This is a genomic window from Giesbergeria anulus (genome assembly GCF_900111115.1).
GTDB classification, from domain to species: domain Bacteria; phylum Pseudomonadota; class Gammaproteobacteria; order Burkholderiales; family Burkholderiaceae_C; genus Simplicispira; species Simplicispira anulus.
The window spans coordinates 82,196-100,252 of sequence record NZ_FOGD01000007.1 but is presented as its reverse complement, the minus strand read 5'-3'; the positions used below and the strand labels follow the sequence as shown (position 1 = coordinate 100,252).

21 protein-coding genes are annotated in these 18,057 nt (G+C 51.4%); 3 read left to right on the top strand and 18 right to left on the bottom strand.

Features of this window, described 5'->3' with window-relative positions:
* Positions 1-212 precede the first annotated feature (212 nt).
* The 10 genes from BMX55_RS11250 to BMX55_RS11210 all read right to left on the bottom strand — a co-directional run bounded on the left by BMX55_RS11250 (position 213) and on the right by BMX55_RS11210 (position 8,343).
* Positions 213-1,826: a hypothetical protein gene (locus BMX55_RS11250; protein WP_091457631.1), complete on the bottom strand. Its 1,614-nt coding sequence runs from the start codon at positions 1,824-1,826 to the stop codon at positions 213-215.
* Between the two features lie 398 nt (positions 1,827-2,224).
* Positions 2,225-3,136: a ParB/RepB/Spo0J family partition protein gene (locus BMX55_RS11245; protein WP_091457627.1), complete on the bottom strand. Its 912-nt coding sequence runs from the start codon at positions 3,134-3,136 to the stop codon at positions 2,225-2,227.
* Positions 3,137-3,154: 18 nt separating this feature from the next.
* Complete coding sequence (locus BMX55_RS11240) at positions 3,155-4,324, bottom strand: ParA family protein (RefSeq protein ID WP_218144478.1); 1,170 nt, start codon at positions 4,322-4,324, stop codon at positions 3,155-3,157.
* A gap of 200 nt (positions 4,325-4,524) precedes the next feature.
* Positions 4,525-4,722, bottom strand: a complete 198-nt coding sequence (locus tag BMX55_RS11235) for a hypothetical protein (RefSeq protein WP_091457620.1) — start codon at positions 4,720-4,722, stop codon at positions 4,525-4,527.
* Positions 4,723-4,767: 45 nt separating this feature from the next.
* Entirely contained in the window at positions 4,768-5,364 is a 597-nt protein-coding gene (locus tag BMX55_RS11230) for a hypothetical protein (protein ID WP_091457616.1), read from the bottom strand.
* A 17-nt stretch (positions 5,365-5,381) separates the two neighbouring features.
* Positions 5,382-5,780: a hypothetical protein gene (locus BMX55_RS11225; protein ID WP_091457612.1), complete on the bottom strand. Its 399-nt coding sequence runs from the start codon at positions 5,778-5,780 to the stop codon at positions 5,382-5,384.
* 142 nt (positions 5,781-5,922) lie between these two features.
* Entirely contained in the window at positions 5,923-6,138 is a 216-nt protein-coding gene (locus BMX55_RS11220; RefSeq protein ID WP_091457609.1) for a hypothetical protein, read from the bottom strand.
* 134 nt (positions 6,139-6,272) lie between these two features.
* Positions 6,273-6,836, bottom strand: a complete 564-nt coding sequence (locus BMX55_RS11215; RefSeq protein WP_177172883.1) for a FlhC family transcriptional regulator — start codon at positions 6,834-6,836, stop codon at positions 6,273-6,275.
* Positions 6,833-7,234 carry a hypothetical protein gene (locus tag BMX55_RS16470; RefSeq protein WP_177172882.1) on the bottom strand — a complete coding sequence of 134 codons (402 nt, stop codon included), beginning with the start codon at positions 7,232-7,234 and terminating at the stop codon, positions 6,833-6,835. Before BMX55_RS16470 ends, BMX55_RS11215 begins: the two co-directional genes overlap by 4 nt.
* A gap of 29 nt (positions 7,235-7,263) precedes the next feature.
* Positions 7,264-8,343, bottom strand: coding sequence for a hypothetical protein (locus BMX55_RS11210; RefSeq protein WP_143059649.1), 1,080 nt, complete (start codon positions 8,341-8,343; stop codon positions 7,264-7,266).
* A 521-nt stretch (positions 8,344-8,864) separates the two neighbouring features.
* On the opposite strand from BMX55_RS11210, the gene BMX55_RS11205 reads away from it, so the two are divergent.
* The 3 genes from BMX55_RS11205 (at position 8,865) to BMX55_RS11195 (ending at position 13,654) form a co-directional block, all read left to right on the top strand.
* Entirely contained in the window at positions 8,865-10,136 is a 1,272-nt protein-coding gene (locus BMX55_RS11205) for a TraI domain-containing protein (protein ID WP_091457601.1), read from the top strand.
* Between the two features lie 69 nt (positions 10,137-10,205).
* Complete coding sequence (gene traD / locus BMX55_RS16210) at positions 10,206-13,031, top strand: conjugative transfer system coupling protein TraD (protein WP_143059648.1); 2,826 nt, start codon at positions 10,206-10,208, stop codon at positions 13,029-13,031.
* On the top strand, positions 13,028-13,654 hold the full coding sequence (locus BMX55_RS11195) for an IncC plasmid conjugative DNA transfer DtrJ family protein (RefSeq protein WP_091457599.1): 627 nt from the start codon (positions 13,028-13,030) through the stop codon (positions 13,652-13,654). The genes traD and BMX55_RS11195 overlap by 4 nt, the downstream gene beginning before the upstream one ends.
* 76 nt (positions 13,655-13,730) lie before the next feature.
* Here BMX55_RS11195 and BMX55_RS11190 read toward each other — a convergent pair whose 3' ends face one another.
* From BMX55_RS11190 to BMX55_RS11145, 8 genes are all read right to left on the bottom strand, one after another.
* The gene (locus tag BMX55_RS11190; protein WP_091457595.1) at positions 13,731-14,099 is read right to left on the bottom strand and encodes a hypothetical protein; all 369 of its coding nucleotides are present in this window, start codon (positions 14,097-14,099) and stop codon (positions 13,731-13,733) included.
* 655 nt (positions 14,100-14,754) lie between these two features.
* A complete protein-coding gene (locus BMX55_RS11180) occupies positions 14,755-15,051 on the bottom strand; it encodes a hypothetical protein (protein ID WP_091457588.1) in 297 nt (98 codons plus the stop codon).
* A gap of 98 nt (positions 15,052-15,149) precedes the next feature.
* Positions 15,150-15,575: a hypothetical protein gene (locus BMX55_RS11175; RefSeq protein WP_091457585.1), complete on the bottom strand. Its 426-nt coding sequence runs from the start codon at positions 15,573-15,575 to the stop codon at positions 15,150-15,152.
* Between the two features lie 16 nt (positions 15,576-15,591).
* Entirely contained in the window at positions 15,592-15,771 is a 180-nt protein-coding gene (locus BMX55_RS11170) for a hypothetical protein (RefSeq protein ID WP_091457581.1), read from the bottom strand.
* A complete protein-coding gene (locus BMX55_RS11165; protein ID WP_091457580.1) occupies positions 15,772-15,990 on the bottom strand; it encodes a hypothetical protein in 219 nt (72 codons plus the stop codon).
* Positions 15,991-16,320: 330 nt separating this feature from the next.
* Positions 16,321-16,611: a hypothetical protein gene (locus BMX55_RS11155; protein ID WP_091457578.1), complete on the bottom strand. Its 291-nt coding sequence runs from the start codon at positions 16,609-16,611 to the stop codon at positions 16,321-16,323.
* Between the two features lie 18 nt (positions 16,612-16,629).
* Positions 16,630-17,139: a hypothetical protein gene (locus BMX55_RS11150; protein ID WP_143059647.1), complete on the bottom strand. Its 510-nt coding sequence runs from the start codon at positions 17,137-17,139 to the stop codon at positions 16,630-16,632.
* A 173-nt stretch (positions 17,140-17,312) separates the two neighbouring features.
* A complete protein-coding gene (locus BMX55_RS11145; RefSeq protein WP_143059646.1) occupies positions 17,313-17,996 on the bottom strand; it encodes a hypothetical protein in 684 nt (227 codons plus the stop codon).
* Positions 17,997-18,057: the final 61 nt, after the last annotated feature.

Sequence of the window (18,057 nt, the reverse complement as noted above, 5' to 3'; positions counted from 1 at the left end):
GCTCGGTTCGCTTTTCTTTGACCGGCCAAATTTGGCCGGTCGTACTTTTAGGCTGAGTAACCTTTTGGCGGCCCAAATTTGGACTGGTGAACGCAACAGGCGGGCACAGAAAAACCTCGGCTGTTTCGTCCGATCCTGTTTTTACCCTTGGTGCGGGTCAGTCCGTTTTTTTGCTGACCGGCCAAATTTGGCCGGTCGTAGTTTTCTCGGTGCTATGTCGGGAAGAAGCACCCTAGCCCGTTGTCCAATCCCAATCCCTGCCAGCCCGATTGCCGGGTAGGGGGAGGCAGTGCCCCCGCTATCTCTGGCGCTGCCGTTTCTCGCTGCGGCTGGGATGGTTCCCAGCTTTGCACAGTGACCTTATCGACAGGGATAAGCTGGCCTTCTTGCAGGAGCTGGGCTACCTTGGTAATGTCGGCAGTGGGCACTGCCCGCCATTCAACTTTGTGTGCTTCTTTGCTCTGCACTTCTTGCAACTTCGCCATGCGTATCAAGTCGTTGTCCGCCCGGAAAAGCCAAACTTTCTTCGCTGGGTTGCACAGCCATCGCTCTGGCGATGCGCTCGCTGCTGCAAACAGCGCGTCCATGTCTGCCGCTACGGGTGTGCCATGCCAAGGGTGGGTACGCTTTGCTGGCTGCATTGGAGGTTGCACACCTGCTTTGCTTGCCGGTGTTGGTGAGGCGGGCGGGGTTGGCGGTGTTGTGAACACCAAGGGTTCTGCGCTTGCATCATCCGATGGTGCCGTTTGCCATTGCTCCAATTGCTCCTTCGTTACCGCGAAAATCGATCCATCGCGGATGGCCTGTGCGATAGCGTGAGTGTCCAGTGCCACAGCCCATTTCGCCAGTAGCGGATCGCACACGAAATTTTCGATATTGGTACGCTTCAGTACGGCGCTGCTACTGTCCCATTGCCAAACATAGAGGCGCTTTTCGCTGGACAACAGGCCCGTCTTGGCTAAGGCTTGGCGCACTGTGCTGGCATCGTCTTCGGTTTGCTGCTCCTGTGCCGTATCCTCTTGCTGCTGCGCTTCCCTCTTGCGTTTGGCTGCTAGTCGGCCTTGCCAGTCGATATTGCTGCTGAGTAACTTGACGGTGTAAGCGTAAGGATTTTTGGCCTTGGCAATCGAATCCTCTGCCAATTCAACGATGTGGCCCAGCATCAACCCCGCTTTGCTTGCCATGCCCATGAGCTTGCGGATCGCAGATGCTCGCAACCCCAAATGTCGCAGTGGCATGAGGTCATCAGGCACTTGGTTGTTGGCGTAGTAAGCCGCCTGTGGATCGGACTTGGTTGCCGCCACGGTGGCATCGCTGGTGGCGGGAGCGGGCTGGTCGCCGCCTGTTTTGATCTCGATGTGCTGGGGCGGTGCTGGCTCCTGCACCACGGCAGCGCGAATAGCGATTTGATCTTCGCTGGGAATGGGCATTGCCGGATGGTCTTTAACACGGCCACTGACAAGTCCGAGTGTCCGCAAGGCCCAAGGGGTCAAGCAAATGTCGCTGACTTGCATTCCCAGTCTGCGCGACTGCACTTGGGTGCGAACAATCCATTCTTTGCTTTCGAGTTCTTTCTTGATTTTGCAAATTTTGTTCACGCTCACATGCAGCGTCTGCGCGAAGCATTCGTTGCTGATGCGAACGGAATTGGTAATGTCCTTCGTTTGGATGCTGCGAACCAAGGCTTGTAGCAGCAGGCGTGCGTAGGGCTTTAAGGCGTTGATGGGTGGTATGCGGCAATCGGTGGCACGGTCTGCCGCACGGGCAATGCTCGGCGGGTAGGGTGCGGGCAGCGCAAATTCATTGGATGCGAGAGTGGCAGTCATTTTTTTAGGGCGAAAAAATCCCCGTGTTGCCAACTGCCCCAAAAAAGCCCTAAAATCGGCGCAATCTTATTAGCGCTGTTTTTCTTCTAGGACTTGTTCTTGAGGGGCAGCATGGGCAACCCGATGAAAGCCACTTCTTCCCGGAAGTGGCTTTTTTCGTTGGCGGGGTGCGGTGACGCTGGCTTCAGGTGGTGTGGCGATGTCTCCTTGCTGATCTGGGGAGGATTGTGCTGGGCTGCGATGCAATTCGCAGCGCAAATGCAGCAGGGTCAAGGTGAAGCATTTGCTTCAGAATTGGTGGAAATTTGTGGTAAAAGCGGCTGCCGAAAATTGGATGGGTCTGTTGCATCGTGAGATGTGCGCGTGGAGCCTCCGCAGCCATGCCGCGCCGCCGAACTTCAGTCGGTGTGTTGCTTCTTCGCCTGTTCGGAAGTTTCTTTCAGCATTTCTTCTATCTTCGTCCAGTTGTCCATCGCACTTTTGTCGTCTGAAAAAACGATTGTCATTCTGTTGAGGGAAAGAGCCATCTTCGCGTAATTTCTCTTTCCGCTTTTGATTACGGAATTGATGCCATTTCGCGCAGCTTTTTCTTTTTCCTTGCCTCCATTCTTCATCCACTCGATAGCCGATTTTTGATTCATGCTACCTGCTGCGATAGCTTGAATGGCCTGGATGGCTAGTGCCTCGTTAGTCTTAGCCAGCGCAACAAATTCTGACGCGCTGTTCATACCGATTGCACTAGGCACACGGGCTAACTCAGCCATCACCGATTCTGGCAGTCCGTCAAATGACATAATGCGGGACACCGTTCCCTGACTAACGCCTGCTTCTTCTGCCAGCTTTTCTTGACTTAACCCTTTTGATTTTTTTCGCTGGGCGAACCCCAAGTATTTCTGAAAGTCGGTGAGTTCTGGGCCAAGTAAATTGTCATAAAAAACCAGACGTTCGGCTTCATCATCATCTAAACTCCGCAGCGTGGCTTCGATCTCAAGACGATTCAGTAGACGATATGCAGCTAGCCTGTGCCGACCAGCAATAATCTCTAGTTCCCCATCGCTTTTTCTTCTTAAAACGATAGGAGAAGACAGCGGATTCTTTTTTAAGTTTTCAGCTAAATCTTCAACCTTTTTTGGATTTATCGGGTAGGACTGATAAGGGCTTTCGTGAATCAGTGCAATAGGCACCAAGAAAGGTTTCCCCCCTGTATTTCCATCACCTATTCTGGGTAAATTTGCCGCTGCTACATCAGAATCCTGTCTTGTGACTAGACCCGATCTTTTGATGATTTGTCGATTATTGGCTATGTTCATTGCAAAAACTCCAAAAACTTAGGTTTTCTTTTTCGGGCCTCTGGAGCGCGGCAAAACAAGTGGCAAAAGTCCAGCCAACTGGATTCCATAAGCTCCAATAAGTGATTGTGATAAATCAACCATCGCCCGCGCAGCGACACTGTTGGGTTCCTTTTCAATAACAGGAGCACTCATGTCGTCATCTTCAAGCGAAACTTGTCGCATGAAGCTGGCCGCGCGTGGGATGATATTTGGATCGACTTTATCTGGATAAGCCTTGCGTAGGGCTTCTAAAGAATCCGTGCAGGTAGATATATTGGAAACGAAATTGTTTGCGATGATCCTGAAATCAAACTCTACCTCTGGAAATTCCTCGCTCATCTCTTGGATGTTGGAGGCCATAACTTCCATTGCTTTTACGGACTGTCCATCCAAACCGACAACAGCCAGTAAGTTTCGTGCTGCATACATCAGCGAGAAAGAAAGCTGGCTGGTGCTAGGAGCGCCATCGATCACAATAACATCGTATCTGCTCAAGAGATTCACATGGGCATCAAAGAATCTCTGCACCAGCTTTTCCCGCTGCCTAACCGCACTGATAAGCCAGCTATCTAGGTTGGTGAGCGTAATGTCAGACGCGATTAGATCAAGCATCCCGTCTGGATAAATAGGGCGGATTGCCTTCTCTAAGGTTTCGTTATCCAGAGGATTTTTGTTCTCATAGTGGGCCTGTAGAAGTTTTCCTATGTGGAGAATTTCTTCGGTAGCCCAGTCAATACCGAAAAGGCTAGTCAAAGATGCTTGAGGGTCTGTATCGATCATCAGCACTTTGTAGCCCTGCATTGCTAGGCAGGCCGACACATTCCCAGCAACGGTGGTTTTTCCCACGCCCCCTTTAGCCATTCTGACGTAGATGATGGGTGGCAATGTGTTAGCCCGTCGAGGCTCAACATGGACATCCATGAGTGCGAGTCTAGCCTTACGAATGTCGGCTGCCCTATAGACCCGATGCTGGCCCTCGCCACTGACAGACAGTTCGCCCGGTGAAAAAAGTGCTTTGAATGTGACGAGTGATCCAGACCATCTGCAAAAATCGACAGCCTGCTTCTGACGAATTGTTCCGCGCATTTCTTCCCCTTGTATTTGGTTGCGGAATTCTATCAGTTTTGTGGAAAATATAGCAGGAAAAAGAAAAATTAGAATTTTCACCTTCGGTAAACGCATTCTTGTGGAACATCAATCTTGAATCCTATAGCCGGATCAAAGTTCCTAACTCATTGATTTAAAAAATTATTCGTGCCGAATAGAGCTTCTGATTGGGTGGATTGAGGGTGAAAAGCCCAAGCCAGCTTACTGCTGTACTTGGGCTTTTGGTGTTGCCGTCCTAGCGGCTGGGGATGGCCTTACGGCTACTGGCTGGTGTCTGCGCCTCCGTTTTTGGGTGTAGCAGCGCCTTCGCCATCTTCATCCTCCACCAGTGTGTCCAAGAGCAGATCGATGTGGTTCTTGGCCCGCTCAAGACCGCTGATGGTTTCTTCGCGGGTTTGGTTGGGATTGCCAAAAAAGTCTTGGATGGATTGAATGAGGGTTTCAGCTTTGGTGCTCATGATGTTTTTTTTCGTTTCAATTAGTGGGTGATAAGGCCAGTTTTTTTACTGGGTGGTTTTTGTGGGGTGTGGTAATTCCTCCAGAGTAGTGAGAGAAGATTTTTCGGTTTTTGGGTTATTGTGGTTTTTAGCCACGTAAAGAACGTGAACCCCATTTGGCAAATTCTTGATGTTTTCCAAAATAGAAAGGCCGATACAGTGTCCATTTTGAACAGTAATAGCAAAGGTAGGATCAAAGTCCCAAGGCATTGGGCAAGGCAATTCCAGTGAACTGCGTGAAGACTGTTTGATTTGCTCGTTTACCCAAGCCATCAGCAAAGTGGTAAGACTGCGTTGATTCAAAGGGTGAATATGAATTCGAGAAAAATGATCCGTGTCTTTTTCTTGAATCTCCCCGATGGCCCCGTTTTGATTGACAACAATTGCAAATTCAGTTGCACCGTGCTTGCTTAACTTGTCGAGGCTGCTGGGCCATTTGCCGGTTAAAAAGAAACCCCCTGCATTGTTCAATCCAACATTAGCGCCATTTTGAAAAAAGGCATTGGCGCGGTGAATTGCAATTTCTAAATCGGCGAATAGGGTAGTGCCTGAATTAGCGCAGTGGAGTTGCGGGCGCTTTGGAATGGCTGATTCTGCGTGCATAAAAATCCTTCGTTTCTTCAAGAATTTTCCGATTGCCCTTCAAATAAACCCGGAGAAGATTTAGCGATCTGCTCGTCAGTCCATGCGTTCAAAAGGACAGAGAGGGTGCGCCTGTCCAGCAAATCAACGTCAATCCAGTCTGATTTGCCTGCGCCTTTTACTTCGATACCGGCAATAACGCCGTCACTATTCGCAACAATTGAAAACTCACTCGGACATAAATTACCAATTGCATCCAGATGCGTAGGCCATTTACCCGCCAAAAGGAAGTTGCCGGATTCGCTTAATTCCACATCGGCGCTTGTGGCGAAAAAAGTGTTCGCGCGCGGAATCGCAATTTCCAATCCCATAGGCATAAGCGCAGGGTATGCGAGTCGCGGTCGCAGGATGGGTGCTGTGATGGTTTTATGAGGCATCGAAATCTCCTTGTGATGAGACTATTTCATCATTCTTTATCGGATAGTCAATTTCGATTGATAGTGTGATAGTGAGTTTTTTCGCTGCAAATGGGCGAAAAAAAACCGGCCAAATTTGGCCGGTCTGTCGGGGGGATTGGTGTTAGTGACTAACGATTGGCGTGGGTTTTTCTGTGGACTCTGCTGCTTCTTCGATGAGTTGGATGCGTGCTGCCAGTGGCCCGATAACCTCGATAATGGGGGTTAGCAAAAGAGTCAGCATCGGCTCATCGGCCTTGCATGTCATGGCAACTTCTAAAAGCGCTGCGGATGCCTTTTCCAAGTGACTGATGGCTTCGTTTAGCTTAGGGGTTTGCATTAGAAATTCCTCTCAATGTTAATTCGTGTTTACTATCCTACTGCAAAGAAGCGAGGATGCAAATTAGCAAAAAAGCCACCGTGCAACTAAGGTGGCTTCGTTTGGTGCAAGTTTGTCTGCGCTAGCCTGATAGGCTATCGCGTTTTTTTGTTGGCGCAGAGTGTGCAGGCGCGTTCCACTTCCGACTCGTCAGCGAGGTAAACGCCATCGCAGCACTTGCAGCGGCGCAGTTGCAACGGGCATTTCCGATTCCCGATCAGACCCACTTCGTCCGTGTAGGACGTGATGAGGTAGTGCGCCCGACTGAACGGAATCGCGTAGTCATTCTCTGTGGGTCGGAATGCTGGATCAGTAGCTTCATCATAGTGCCGCTGAGGGTCGCCTGATGTGATTCGAGCGTAGTGGTAGTAAGCGTGTGCAAACGCAGCGTAGTCGGGTAGCTTCAATTTGGCCTGCGCGTACAGACTCAAGAGAAGCGCCGAGTGGTAGCGCCGCACTGTTGTTTTGAGAAACCAGCTCAAGTCGTTGGGCTGTTGACCCGATGGAGAACTGCGCTTGTTCTGGGCGTGCCATATCTTGCGCGCATCAGCCAGTGAGATGCCCGTGATACGGCTGATCACACAGGCCCTTGCTTGCATTTTGACCATCAGTAGAACCCAAGACTGGATTCCATCGGCTGAAGGTGTATTGATCGTCAACGCCTGCTCCCTTTTGTAATAACATCGAGTGGCATAGCTTTGGTGATGGCAGCAACCGCTTCCGCTGAACCCAGTCCTGAATCGATCACTTGTCGCAAGACCGAGGCATCTTTGAAACGGCATTCGACCAGCGGAAGGCCATAGGCTTGTGCCATCAGCATCCCCGCCCGCCCGGTGTTGGCTAGTTCGTCAAGCACTTCGCGGTTCACCCCCAGCAGTGCCGGTGCCAGAGGCTCCGAATCCCCCAAGCGTGCAGCAGTCAAACATAGTTTCATAAATGCTTTATTGACTTCTTCGATGGCCTCTTGCATCGCGGGGCCGCAAACCCGGTTAATGTCGGGCGGACGCACCGCAGTTTCAGCCAGATTTTTCTTTTCCGTATCGTTACTTTTTGACATTTTGTTTCAAATAAAAACTACGTTCTTGCTTAAACCAGAGAGGGGGAGAGTTGATTTGCCAAAATCCGCAGGCGCTGGGCGGCTGAAACTAGGAGTGGGGTAGCATATTCAGGGTCTGTGCTAGATAGTTTTTGCATTAAGGCGTCAGTGTATTTGGTCATCATGGCTTGAATGTCTTCATTCAGTGACTCTAATACATCCTTGACTTGTCGTTTAGCCGCCATCTCGGCTTCGTACTGAGCCTTTTCGGTTTTCAGGCGCTGGGCATCTTCTTCCAATCTAGCGATTTCGCGTAGGCGATAAGCGATCTCATCCTCTAAGCGTTCTTTCGTGTCCATCTGATTTTTGATGCCATCAGGGAGTTTGTAAACCACATGCTCTGCAGGCGTGGTCTGCTTTTGCATAAGCCGCTTGAACTTCTCTTTTTCTGCTGAGAGTTCGGTTTCACGCGCATCGATGGCCTGATTCATGCGGCGCAGGGCATTGTCTTTGGAATCAATTTGCTGCTTTTGCTCTTTGACTTCAGTTTCCAGTTCTCCCAGCCTGCGGCGCAGTTCTTCCGCTGTCGGGCCTTTGTTTTGAGTTTCATCCTCTGCCGCTTTGGCTTTGGTTGATGCCATCTCGACGACCATGCGGTCTTGAAGATCTGGCGGCGCATCTGCCAAAACGAGCAAGGCACTGCGGCTGAGTAGGCGCAAATCCGGCATCTTTTCGCCTGTGCTTTCGATTCGCTGAATCATTGAAAGCAAAGAGCGTCCCGCACGGATTGAATGTCGAATGTTGCTTTGGCTCAAACCATACGACTCGAAATTCGTAGTGCAAAACTGTTCCCATCCTGTTTCACCACTGGCCTTGAATTCCTCGCGGCAAAGGTAAAGATGGACGCACATTTGCATCGCAGAGATGTTCAGGGTCTGGTAATGCTGAATCACCGCCATCGCGTGCTGCATGATGAGCTGCTGGCGATCCTGCCCCTCGTCTTCCAAGACAGCGAACATATCAATCATGGCGGGCTTTTGGAATGCTTGCAAAATGGCAGGGGAGTAGTTCATCAGATTTGCGCGTGAAACCTCGGCATTCATGCCGGGGAGGTAGAGCGCGGAACGCATAGCATTCCTTGCCTTGGGCCGTTACCTGCTCACGTCCATTTAATAGCCCGGTTAAAAAATAATCAGTGCGAGGCTTTTCACCTCCGCTGGGCCTTTCGGCTCTGCCTGTAAGGGCCTAGTGACGCACGCCTTGCGGCGTGTCTCCCTTCGGGAATGTGCATAACCGGCTCCAGCCTTTGCAGGCTGCGGTCTAAACCTTCGGGCCTTTACCTTTGCCCAACATGATCTAAACCTTGCAGAGCAGCAAACTGAGGAAGCATTTGCTGGTGCGTCTGAACGACCTGTTACTCACGTAGCGGGTTGGCTACCGCTTTCCCTGGTCAACCCGGCTTGAATCCTTTCGGCTTCAAGCCCCATCCCTCAGGGTGGGGTGATTGACAGCGTTGAAGTGACAAAAAAAACAGAAATAGACGAACTTTTCAAGCATGACCGAAGAAGCACCCCAGTCAAGTTTTGAAAAATTCACGATTGCAGCAATCTTTCGCTCAGGAAGCCGCCTCTAGGAAGTGCAACCTGTGCGGATGCACTCAAAAACGAAAACTCCACAAATTTTGTTCGCAGAGCTGATTGGTCGAGGCCATTTCTCTGACCTACTGACCGCCTGTGCAATCCCGCGTGATTTTTTCCTAAAACAGTACGTTCCGATGGCGGATCGCTTGGCAATGTGTGTCCAAGATTTACCGCTTGCGCCGACTGTTTGCAGCCACCCCGGTGGTGCGCTGCAATTTGGATTGCAAGCGGGGCTATTGGCGGTGCGCTCGTGCGATGCGGTGATCTTTGCTCCCAAGGCCACCGCCCAAGAACGGCAACGCGATGATCCGCTTTATCGCTGGTGCGCTTATTGCGCCACACTGGCCAGCGCTTACCTGATGTGCGCGGGGGCCGTGGAAGTTACTCTGGGCGATGGACAGCGCCACAGTTTTGCTGGGCGTTTTCCGCTGGGGGAGTTAGATACCAAGTTCAGTGCTAAATGGTGCAATGAACCGGCATTGCCACAGCAATCGGGATTGATTTATGTGCAGACATTTTTTTACCCCGGTCAATTCAGCCATCTGTCGCCTGCCCTTTTGAATCAGTTGGGTGCGGCCATCAACCCCGCAATGGTTATGAGCGGCACGGAAAGTCCACTCGCTAAAGTGGTGCGTATGTCGCTATCACGGGTTTTGGAATTCTTGCGTGATCAAGAATCCAAAGTGATTGGGGACAAGGCCACCAGTGTGATGGCGGATATTCCGGTCGCTTCAGACAATGGGCCTGTTCACGATCCACTGCGCCCTGAGCTATATACAGCGCACGCTACCGCGCCTGTGCCGCCAGCCCCAGCAGCTTCGACACCGGCACCTAGTTCTCAAGCCACTGCTGCGGCTGGTTCCAGTGCCGCGCCAACTACAGCAGCCGCACCGGCAACGCTTCCGAAGGCGGCTGCCCCCGTATCCCCTCCGCTTGCTAGTCAGGCCAGCGCCAATGCTTCGCCGCCGCCCCCTGCCGCGCCTGTCCAGCCACAGGCACCACAGCAGCCTGCGGTTGCGGCCCCAGACATTGAGGGCATCCCGATCAAGGTGGTGGAGTGGGTTCGGGCCTTGGCGTTTGCTCCGAATCTCGATGTCAAGGTGCTGGAGAACGGCAATTTGCACATTGGACGCAAGGCGTTGGGGTTCGCTTCGCTTCCAGCGGCTAACTACATGGCGCTTTATGAAGCCAAGTGTGTGCTGGAAAGGCAGGCCGATGGCGGTGCCATCTGCAATGCCAAGTTGGGGGCCATCTATCAGCACGCGAAAGCCTCCAAGAACTAGGGTTGAGGCTGGGCTGGTGTTGTTTGTTCGACCGGCCAAATTTGGCCGGTCTGTTTTTGGGAGAGTCTTGTGGGTACTAGGTCATACGAGGATTTATTTCGTCGCGGCTACGAGGGCTATGCGTCTATCGGCTGGCTTGTTGGCTCGGTAGTGCTGGTGGTCATGCAGCCGCCGTGGTGGTGGCTAATGATGCTGGGCACCTTGGTGATGGCGGCTTTTCGCGCGCAACAACTCAAAAAGCTGTGGGAGTTCCGATTGGCGCTGTCACTGTCGCGCATGAGGACGATTACTCTGCCGCTGTTGATGAGTCGTTCACGTTTGCAGCGAAAGCGAGGTCTGTTATCGCTGGGCCGTGGCTTTATCTGGTCACAAAAGCACGCTGAAATTTCCACGCAAATTTTGAATCGGAATGTGGATGAGTTGCCAGATTTACCTGAGTTTGTTCGCGATGAAATAGAGCGGCTGGAGCAAGTCCCAAAAAATAAACGTACGCGATCTGACAACATCAAAGCAGCGGTGCTGGATGGAATCTTGCCTAAAAACAGCAAGCCGGTGCGTGATTCAGATATTGGTGCGCCGTGGATTCATGGTGTTGGAATTGCCGAGGAAAAAGATATAGGCATCCCTTTCACCTCACTTCCCGGTCACACCCTGATTACCGGAACCACGCGCGCTGGCAAGGCCCAGCCGCTCGACTCGAAAGTACATACGCCTACTGGCTGGATGCGGATGGGGAATGTTAGAGCGGGAATGCTGGTGAGCACCCCGGATGGTGGGCGTTCCAAAGTGCTAAGAATTTTCCCCCAAGGTAAATTGAAAATTTACCGCATCACGCTAGAAGACGGGCGGCAAGTTGAAGCCTGCGGGAACCATCTGTGGGAAGTTATTGAGCGAAAAGTACCTTTGCAATATCAGGTCGGCTTGCTGAAAAAAGAGTCTGACAAGCTCCAAGTGCTGACGACTGAGAAGATTATCGAGTCGATGAAAGACGGCTTGAGCAGCTTTCACATTCGGCTGCCCAAACCTGTTTACAAGAAGAAAGTCACTACCCCTATCGACCCCTACATCTTCGGTTGTATGCTAAGTGATGGCTTTAATAGCGCTGAAGTTGAAAGTTGGGAAAAGTGCATTCCTCAAGAATACAAGGATTCGTCAATAGAAGATCGCTTTGAAATTCTGCGGGGCTTGTTCGATAACGATGGCAAGGTTGTTGAAACAGGCGCTGTTTATTACAGCACTACCAACAAAATCTTGGCGATGGATGTTGCTGAAATCATCTGCTCCTTGGGTGGTTTCTCAATCATGAAAGAGCGAGTGATCCCCGCGCAAGATCAGGATGGTGGGCAAAGCAAAGCCTATTACACGCTATCGATCAGATTTCCCAATCCCAAAAAACTTTTCTACAGCGAAGAAAAGCAAGCAATAGCGCCCGCCGAATACAGGCCAGGTGGCAAAGAATTAGCTGTTGCCATCGAGCGCATTGAGGAATGCGGTCTGAAAGAAGCGCAGTGCATTTTGATTGACCACCCGCAGCATCTCTACATCACAGACGGCTATGTCGTGACCCACAACACACGGCTGTACGAGCTGATTACCGCGCAAATTGTTGACATGGGTTCGGCGCTGATTGTGATTGACCCGAAGAAAGACATTGATTGGGTGTCGATGCTCAAGCTGCAATGTCGCCTGACGGGTCGCAAATTTCTCTACTTTGATCCGGCACAGCCAGAAAAATCTATCCGTTTGCAACCACTGCAAAACTGGAACGGGAAAAGCGAGCCTGCCACTCGGATTGGGCAATTGGTTGATGCGGATGGGAGCTTTGCTGCGTTCGCATGGAAAACGCTATTTCGCGTCCATCGTGCGCTGATCGCTGCGGGCGAAAGGCCCACCATTCGCAACACCAAGCGCTATGTCCAAATGGGCGTCGAAGGCTTGGCAGAAAAAATTCTCACTATCCACTTTGCTGCAAAGCATGGGCCTGAGTGGGATCGGGATTTGAAAAATATGCCTTCTGGGTCTTCTGGTGGCGGTGGTGGAAAAAACAATGCCCCGCTGACGCGCCTTGATTGGTGTATTGCCAAATACCTGCAAGAAGGTGACACGGACGATACTATCGAAGGAATTATTTCGATGGTGAAGCATTCCAAGGAGCATTACAGCAAGATGGTGCAGGTGTTGGAGCCTATCTTGGAAATGCTGGGTTCAGATGAAATTGGCGATCTGCTTTCGCCTGATCCACAGGATTTGAGTGATACCCGCCCCATTTACGATATGCGTCGCGTGGTCGATGAAAAAGCGGTTCTCTACATCGGCTTGGATTCGCTATCAAACAAGATTATTGCCTCAGCCATTGGTTCTATTTTGCTGGCGGATTTGAGTAGTACCTTGGGTGCAATTTATAACTTCTCGGAACCGACAGATGCTTATTTGTTTGTCGATGAGGTGGCTGAAGTCGCAAATGACCAGCTTATCCAGATTTTGAATAAGGGTGGTGGTGCTGGCATCAAAGCGTTTTTGGCTATGCAGTCGATTGCAGATTTGACGGTGCGCTTAGGTAGCAAAGATAAGTGTGAGCAAGTTTTAGCGAACCTGAACAACATTTTGAGTCTGCGGATTCGCAGCGCAGAAACTGCCAAATATGTTTCTGATCTTTTTGGTGAAGTGCAAACAAGACAGCTTGAAGTTTCTTATAGCTCTGGCGCTGGCTCCAGCGAAGCATTTACCGAATTTAGAAGCAACACGTCACGTTCACTGAAAGCGGAAAAAACAGCCTTGGTATCGGCTGCACTTTTAATGCGTTTGCCACCACTGCACTTCTTTGCTTTCCTTGCTGGTCGGGGAATTTATAAAGGAGCCTTGGAATTTATTGAAGCGAAACGGGAAGCGCCATGATCGAAGTAAAAAATCAATTTGTCCGCCACGGATTATTCTGGATTTGGGTACTCCCATTTGCCATATTTTTATTGGTGCCTGCATTTGTGAGTCGAGAGGAAATGCGGATTCCATCAGCAGAAATAGCGCTCATGAAAGAGTTAGGGCAAGATATTCAAAAGATAAATGAAAGGGCGGATCATGTTTTTACTGTGGTGTTTTCTGATGCAGTGAAATTTTCAAAAAAACTTTTCACATCATCGGCTCATCTGGATGACCCAAGCGGCATCAAGCGCACTGCTGCTGCTACGGTCAAATACCATGAAAACCTGTGGCACATGGTTTATCGTGCGGTCTGGCGATTGGCGGGGCTGTGGCCCACATTTCTTGCACTGGCCCTTGCTGTCGCCGCGCCTGCCTTGGTCGATGGCTTGGTAGTACGCGCAAAGAAGGTCGATGTTTTTGAATCGCATAACCCAGTGTTTTTTTGGGGCGCAGGGCATTCTTTGGTGATGGTGGTTGGCGTGTTCGTCCTGCTGCCGCTGCTGCCCTACACCATCAGTATGCCGGTGCTGTACGGGGCGGTAGGGGTTATCGCAATGGCCCTCTGGGTGACGGCGGCAAACCTCCAGACCGGAAGCTAGGCTCCGTTTGCTTCGATCCAGACAGACCGGCCAAATTTGGCCGGTCGAATGGGATAGCCTCCAGCCGCCCCTGAATTCAGGCGTTGGGCGTCTCGCTGTACGCCGCAGGCCATCCCTTACGCTGGGCGCGGATTTCGCGGTCGCCGCCGCATCGTTTGCACAGGTCGCCAGCGGTGGCGCACGGCGCACACAGTACGTCCGTCGCCGTACTGCTGTAAAGCTCACGACTGCCGCAGCACATGCACGGGCGATATGTCATCGCTGCACCGCCTATGCGGCTGGCGTAGAAGCACGCTTTGCATTCCAGCCGCGCGAGCCGTTCGGACTTCCCTGCATCAGCTTGCACCTTGGTGGCATGGTCAATCCACGCCTGCACGCGCTGCTGGGCGCGCTCGGTGGCTCCGATCATGCTGCTCACGTTCATCAGTTGTGGTTTTTGCTCCATATCTGTCCTCTGGTCGCACCTTTGTTCACCAGTCGCCCAACCCGTTGTTACAGGGATGGCACGTCGCCCGTGAATTCGGGTGTTAGCTAGTTAGATGGAAAATCTTGCAGTTTGTGTAGTATGTCGCTTGAGTGCATTTCCCACCACCGACAAGTTTTCAAAATAACATCATTATAAAAATCAGTTGATTCGCCGCTGATAAATTTGTCAAGACCAATAGGATCACCAATTGTTTGCTTGCACATATCTACCCAGTCCGCTTGTGTTTTATTTAACCTTTTTTGGTTTTTCATTCTCAGTGTCTATGGCTGCTGTTCCATTATTATCCTCTTTCAGGTTCTATTCCCCACGAAGCAGCACTACTTTCTCAAGCGCTGCCCTCACACCACCAGAGTCGCGGAATGGTCGCCACTCAGCATAGTGCTGGTCGCAGTAGTGCATGTTTGAAGCAACCTCGTTGGAGTGGTATTCGCAAATTGAGCGGTCACAGGTCTTGCCGTCACCAACTGGGTAATCGCATAGGTTGTCGCCCGTGTCTCCGCAGTCGGAACAATGCGGCCCCAAGTTGCCACAAATGTGGCCTACCCGGTTTCGATCTTTGTCGTACATGGTGTAGCAGGGCATGGGATTTTCTCCTTGTGGTGCAACCTAGTAGTCAAGCTGATTGAAAAATCGGCTCAGTCTGGTCAGTTGAGCACGATGGGCACCCGTCGTGATGAAAGTGCATTACGTCCCCGTGTTTACACACGATTGCGCCGCATGTCGCGCATTCGCCGTCCTCGCAATGCGTAAGCAGTCGGTCAACCATTTTGCGAAGCCGTTCAATTTCAAGTGCAGCCTCGCGGTGTATGAGGCTGTCGCCCTCCGTTAGATTCCAGCCGAACTGCATACCTTTCGGGCCGCCATGCTCCACAAGAATCCGTTGCTGCAATTGCTCAAGAATATCTGCCATTCTTTTTCCTTAAAAATCAGCCCGTAAAAATTGGGCGTTGCATGGAAATCAAGACCGGCCAAATTTGGCCGGTCGCGCCTTGAGCTGGAAATGGGCGCTTACGGCTGCCCGCCCCATGCTTCCCGATGCCACCCGCGCTTGATGGCGCTCCACTGCACCCACTTTTTTGGGCCTTTGCCCGCTGGCTGCAAGGCCACCTGCCTTTCGGAGTGGACGTGCCGCACATCTTTGGTGACGCGATAGCGGGTACCCCGTGGCGCAGTCCACCAATCACCAGGTCGAAAGTGCGTGGCATCAGGTTCCTCGTCGTGCGTTCGCAAAGAATCGTCCAGCGCCCACCAGTATGGAATTTCGCCATCTTCGTCGAAATAGGCACCGTATTCACCAAGATATGCGAATCCGGGGCCGATACCAATGACCGCGCATTTGGGGCCACCAGCAATGCTTGCCGCCTTTCGTGTATTGAACAAACGAAGCACGATTTCGGTGCCGTTCGCTGCTTTGTGGCCTTCAAATCGAATCATGATTTCGCTCCTGAGATTAGTTTGGGGTGGGTTGGGTGGCGCAATCTGGGTTTACGGTACGGTTTGCACGCAGCCATGCGTTCATCATCAAGCCGATTTCATCCCAATTATTCGCGTGACGCTCAATCAACTGATATGCTGTTGATCCATCCATCCCTCGCCAATTTTGTGCTTCGTCTGCTTCTTGCTGTGTCATTTAATTCCCCTGACATTTCAAAATTGCCATATTATTTTCGTCTTGCTTTAGTGTAAGCTCGGCCTTTTCTTCTGGCGTGCATTGCCATTTCTTCCCGGTAAAAAAGCCTGCTGTTTCGCAATTAGCGGTTTTATGGCTGGGGCTTTTCATAGTATCAAACGGTGCAAATAAAGATGACAGCAAAAAGCCAAATGCTATTCCGGTTAGAAATTTCGCCATTGTTTCTGAGTCTTTCTGCGCGCTGAAAATCTAATTGAATGGGTCGCTAGACCATTGTTTGTAGGCTTGGGGCCAAACTACTCCGTATAAAATATCGCAGGTGGTTTTATAGTCGATTCTCATTTCAGTGGCTACAGCGGGAGCGGACTGGTTTCTTACAAAAAACCGCATAAAAATCTCGTGCGCTTGGTCAAGCGTAACGCCATTCTGGAGTCGCGTCAAAACAATGCGGTGGACATTGGGGTGGTCTTGATAGTTAATCCATCTTCGCGGATTATTTTTTTCGCGCTTCATTTGTTTGCGAGAGAATATTTTCTCTGTGATTCTTGGTTAAGTCGTAGTAATCGGCGGTGCAATCGCGGCGGCTTCGGCATTTATTTCTGCACTGGTCACAAAAGCGGTGCGCTCGGTTCCTTTGACCAAGATGCACTGCTGGCCTTTGCGTGGCCCAGACTTCGCTTCTCTGAAAACTGCGCCTGAGCATTTCATCACCTTCCAGTCTTCAGGTTTGGCTCCCAGCCATTCAAGCCTGAAAAAGGAAAATCCATCAGGCACGCCGCCGAGTTTCTTGGCAGCAGCAAGGCTTATGGGATCGGTGCGCATTGTGTCGGTCAATTTCATTATTCAACAGTACCTAAGTTATATAAAAGTGAGTAGCTGCAAGTAGTCACGCTCTGGGGCGCGGCAGGGGGTGATCACCAGTGATTGCAGCCACGGCAGCCAGCGTTCTTGGTCGGCGTTGAGCGCTGTTCGGGTTTGGGGCAATGTGAAATAAAGCGGCCATTGCAAGGCTTCGCACACTTGGGCGGCATAGGCTCCCAATTTGTGTGCGGGGGGCAAGGGCGCTTGGCGTTGGGCCAGCAACCAAGCGTGCAAGCCTGCATCCAAGCAGGATGGTAAATCCGCAGTCGGATCGGGTTCTGGTGGCGTGGGAGTAGGTTCTCCCAGCAGGGCGCGTGATACTGAGCGGCTGCTGCGGGGCAGGATAGCCAACAAAAACTCGTGCGGAGCAGCGCGCTCAAAAGGGCTGATGCAGGCCGCACCTCGTAGCAAGTCGCTCACAGCTTGCTGAGGGGCGTGACGCAGTTCGTCGGCCCAGATTTGCCACTCTATCTGGTTGGCGCGGTGGGGTGGGGTAGTAGCGTTCATTTTTTTGGAGTCTGCGTTCAGGCTAACCATTGGCGCACGAAAGTCAAAAAAAGACCGGCCAAATTTGGCCGGTCGTTTGCAGAACGCTGAGGCCCGGTTAGACCAAGATGAAGTCTGCGGCTGCCATTTTCCCTCCAGCAAGTTGCTGATTTCGATTGAGCCAAGGGGATTCTTCACAAGTTTTCTGCCGTGAGTAATTCGTCACTCGTTTTGAGTTGAATTTTCATTGCTGTGCATTTGAATGCCAGATAAGACAGGTGGCACGGCAACATAATAGCTTGGCGCTTGCGGGCAGATATAAGTCCTGTCTTCTCTGCACAAATGAGGATGGCATAAATCTCGTCCAGCGTCCGCATGGAGCGCAGCCACATGCCGGTGATCGGGTGTACAACCTGAATCTTCATACTGCGCGGGCGTAGCCAAGAGCGTTCCAAGTGACCGAAGGGCATCAGGCGAATGTCCGTAGCAGTCTCATGCACCTGCGTTGCGAACTCCGTCATGTCGGCCTCAATCTGCTGCCTGTAAGAGTGCGACAAAGCGTTGATGTAGAGCTTGACACTGAGGATGTTCCAGTCTCTGCGTATCACCCGCGCAATGGGTGAGGCTTCAAACGTCGCGTCAACGTATGCACGTTGCCTTGCTCGTAAGTTTTCGATTCGATGATCGTTTTTGAGGGCAACCAAGTCGCTGTCACCGTCATCGCTGGTGGCGGTCAGCAAACTGTCGTCGATGGAAATGGTTTGTATCGGAGGTGTATGCACCGAAACATTGTTTCCCGCAATTCGATCTGGCGCAGCGTGAAAGATGAGCGAATTCGCTAAACATTCGATACCAAAAAGGTCGGAAATTGGTGGCATCATTTCAATCCAAGCCGTTATCTACGGAAAAATCAAGAATTTGCGAATCCCAGATTCCGCG

Bases quoted from the DNA above. Each gene is read 5' to 3' on its own strand.
- BMX55_RS11145 (WP_143059646.1), bottom strand. From the start codon at position 17,996: ATGCCACCAATTTCCGACCTTTTTGGTATCGAATGTTTAGCGAATTCG.
- BMX55_RS11150 (WP_143059647.1), bottom strand. From the start codon at position 17,139: ATGAACGCTACTACCCCACCCCACCGCGCCAACCAGATAGAGTGGCAA.
- BMX55_RS11195 (WP_091457599.1), top strand. From the start codon at position 13,028: ATGATCGAAGTAAAAAATCAATTTGTCCGCCACGGATTATTCTGGATT.
- BMX55_RS11210 (WP_143059649.1), bottom strand. From the start codon at position 8,343: ATGCGTTCCGCGCTCTACCTCCCCGGCATGAATGCCGAGGTTTCACGC.
- BMX55_RS11220 (WP_091457609.1), bottom strand. From the start codon at position 6,138: ATGCAAACCCCTAAGCTAAACGAAGCCATCAGTCACTTGGAAAAGGCA.
- BMX55_RS11250 (WP_091457631.1), bottom strand. From the start codon at position 1,826: ATGACTGCCACTCTCGCATCCAATGAATTTGCGCTGCCCGCACCCTAC.
- BMX55_RS11205 (WP_091457601.1), top strand. From the start codon at position 8,865: ATGCACTCAAAAACGAAAACTCCACAAATTTTGTTCGCAGAGCTGATT.
- BMX55_RS11245 (WP_091457627.1), bottom strand. From the start codon at position 3,136: ATGAACATAGCCAATAATCGACAAATCATCAAAAGATCGGGTCTAGTC.
- BMX55_RS11175 (WP_091457585.1), bottom strand. From the start codon at position 15,575: ATGATTCGATTTGAAGGCCACAAAGCAGCGAACGGCACCGAAATCGTG.
- BMX55_RS11180 (WP_091457588.1), bottom strand. From the start codon at position 15,051: ATGGCAGATATTCTTGAGCAATTGCAGCAACGGATTCTTGTGGAGCAT.
- BMX55_RS11165 (WP_091457580.1), bottom strand. From the start codon at position 15,990: ATGGCGAAATTTCTAACCGGAATAGCATTTGGCTTTTTGCTGTCATCT.
- BMX55_RS11190 (WP_091457595.1), bottom strand. From the start codon at position 14,099: ATGGAGCAAAAACCACAACTGATGAACGTGAGCAGCATGATCGGAGCC.
- BMX55_RS11230 (WP_091457616.1), bottom strand. From the start codon at position 5,364: ATGCACGCAGAATCAGCCATTCCAAAGCGCCCGCAACTCCACTGCGCT.
- BMX55_RS16470 (WP_177172882.1), bottom strand. From the start codon at position 7,234: ATGTCAAAAAGTAACGATACGGAAAAGAAAAATCTGGCTGAAACTGCG.
- BMX55_RS11170 (WP_091457581.1), bottom strand. From the start codon at position 15,771: ATGACACAGCAAGAAGCAGACGAAGCACAAAATTGGCGAGGGATGGAT.
- BMX55_RS11155 (WP_091457578.1), bottom strand. From the start codon at position 16,611: ATGAAATTGACCGACACAATGCGCACCGATCCCATAAGCCTTGCTGCT.
- BMX55_RS11235 (WP_091457620.1), bottom strand. From the start codon at position 4,722: ATGAGCACCAAAGCTGAAACCCTCATTCAATCCATCCAAGACTTTTTT.
- BMX55_RS11225 (WP_091457612.1), bottom strand. From the start codon at position 5,780: ATGCCTCATAAAACCATCACAGCACCCATCCTGCGACCGCGACTCGCA.